A 2,306-nucleotide genomic window follows, 5' to 3' on the forward strand; every position below is an offset into this window, starting at 1 on the left:
CTCCGGGGACCAGGGGTCGAATGCGGGAGGGGGAGGGGGAGGGGGAATCGGGGTGGGTGTGGTGGCGGGGTCCATGTCCGGACGGTAGTCCGGCGGCCCGGGACGGGACAGACGCCCGTCCCGGGACCCGGGCTCAGCCGGGTGTCACCAGGCGGGCCTCGTACGCGAAGACCGCCGCCTGCGTGCGGTCGCGCAGCCCGAGCTTCACCAGCACCCGGCTCACATGCGTCTTGACCGTCGACTCGGCGACCACGAGCCGCTCCGCGATCTCCCCGTTCGACAGGCCCTGCGCGATGAGCACGAGCACCTCCGTCTCCCGCTCGGTCAGCTCCCCGTACGCCTCCGGGCTCTGCGCGCCCGGTGGCCGCGGCGCCGCCGCCAGCCGGGAGAACTCCGTGATGAGCCGGCGCGTCACCGTCGGCGCGAGCAGCGCCTCACCCGATGCCACCACCCTTACACCGTCCGCGAGTTGACGTGCCGAGGCGTCCTTGAGGAGGAACCCCGAGGCACCCGCGCGCAGCGCCTGGTACACGTACTCGTCGAGATCGAAGGTGGTCAGGACGAGGACCCGCGCGCCCTCGTCGGCCGCGACGATCTCCCGCGTCGCCTCGATGCCGTTCAGCTCCGGCATCCGGATGTCCATCAGGACGACGTCGGGGCGCAGTTCACGGACCCGGGCCACCGCCTCGAGCCCGTTGACCGCCTCGCCGACGACCTCGATGTCCGGCATCGCGTTCAGCAGGACCGAGAACCCCTCGCGGACCATCATCTGGTCGTCGGCGATCAGCACCCGGATCATGCCGCTTCCTCCGCGCCGGGGCGCTCCGCCACCGGGACCGGGACGAACACCGCGACCTCGTAGCCCCCGTCGTCCGTCGCGCCCGCCGTGATCTCCCCGCCCAGCATCGCCACCCGCTCCCGCATGCCCGTCACCCCGTGCCCCGCGCCCGGGCTCGGCTTCGCGAGCCGGTCCGGCGGACCGTTCACCACGCGCAGGCCGAGCCCGCCGAGCACGTACGCCACCTCGACCGCGGCCGGGGCGCCGGGCGCGTGCCGCAGCACGTTGCTCAGCGCCTCCTGCACGATCCGGTACGCCGACAGCTCCACCCCGGGCGGCAGCTCCCGCACCGCACCGGTCACCGTCCGCTCCACGGTCAGGCCCGCGTCCCGCACGTTCTCCACCAGCCGGTCCAGGTCGGCGAGCGTCGGCTGCGGGGCGTCCGGCGCCTCGTAGTCCTCCGCCCGTACGACCCCCAGGACGCGGCGCAGTTCGGTGAGCGCCGCCACCGCGTTCTCCCTGATCGTGACGAACGCCTGCTCCAGCTCGGGCGGCGGGTTCTCCACCCGGTACGGGGCGGCCTCGGCCTGGATCGCGACCACCGACATGTGGTGGGCCACCACATCGTGCAGCTCCCGCGCGATGTTCGTGCGCTCCTCCAGGAGCGTGCGCCGGTCCCGCTCGACGGCGCCCGCCACCCGCTCCTGGACGACCTCGCGGCGCGTCGACCGGTTCACCTGCACCAGCGTCACCAGGGCGACCGCGATCCCGGAGACCACCATCATCGGAACGGCGTCGCTGTCGTACCAGTCACCGCCGGTCAGCGGCGTCACGACGAACCCGTACAGCGTGCTCAGCGCCCACATGCCGGCCGCCGTGCGGGGCGCGGTGCGGGCCGCGACGATCATCATCACCGCCGTGTGACCGACGAGGCTGCCCGCGGGCCACGGCGTCGGGGAACCGCCCGTCACCACGACCAGGACGGCCGCCGCGCCGAGCGAGGCCCACCACGCCAGCACCGGGCGCAGCAGCGTCAGCGCCACCGGGACCGCCACCAGGAGGCCGCCCAGCACCGAGAAGAACGCGTCGGCGCCGAGGCTGACGCTCTCCGCGCCCACCGCGAACGTCAGCAGCGCGACGCCGAGCACGACCGCGTGCGGCAGGCTGCCCAGCCGCTTGCGTATCCGGCGCGGGAACAGCAGGGTCCACGGGCCCGTGGCCGCGGCCCGGGGCAGCGGGCGGTACGCGGCGGCGTCGCGGAACAGGTCCGCGCGCACGCCCCGCAGGCCCGCCTTCACGAGGCTCAGCTCGGGGCTCCGGTCGCCCTCCGGGCGCAGGGGGGTGGTCGTGGTCGTGTCGGTCATGTCATCACGGTAGGCGGGAGCCGGGGTGCGGGGCGTCCGGCCGGAGAAGGGTTCGCGGGGGTCCGCCTCAAGTACTACGTGGGGGGCGGGGTGTCGCGGGGTCCGGCGGGGCCGGGGTCGTCACAGGTCCGGCGCGGCCGGGGTCGTCACAGGTCCGGCGCGGC

Annotated in this window: 2 protein-coding genes; both read right to left on the reverse strand. The window is 74.7% G+C overall.

Translation table 11 applies throughout. The annotated features are described in order from the left end of the window. Nucleotides 1-133 precede the first annotated feature (133 nt). Nucleotides 134-799, reverse strand: coding sequence for a response regulator transcription factor (locus tag GTW43_RS30025; RefSeq protein ID WP_161305142.1), 666 nt, complete (start codon nucleotides 797-799; stop codon nucleotides 134-136). Continuing rightward, nucleotides 796-2,142 carry a histidine kinase gene (locus tag GTW43_RS30030; RefSeq protein ID WP_161305143.1) on the reverse strand — a complete coding sequence of 449 codons (1,347 nt, stop codon included), beginning with the start codon at nucleotides 2,140-2,142 and terminating at the stop codon, nucleotides 796-798. The genes GTW43_RS30025 and GTW43_RS30030 overlap by 4 nt, the downstream gene beginning before the upstream one ends. Between the last annotated feature and the right edge of the window lie 164 nt (nucleotides 2,143-2,306).

It is taken from the genome of Streptomyces sp. SID5785 (assembly GCF_009870065.1).
Lineage (GTDB): Bacteria > Actinomycetota > Actinomycetes > Streptomycetales > Streptomycetaceae > Streptomyces.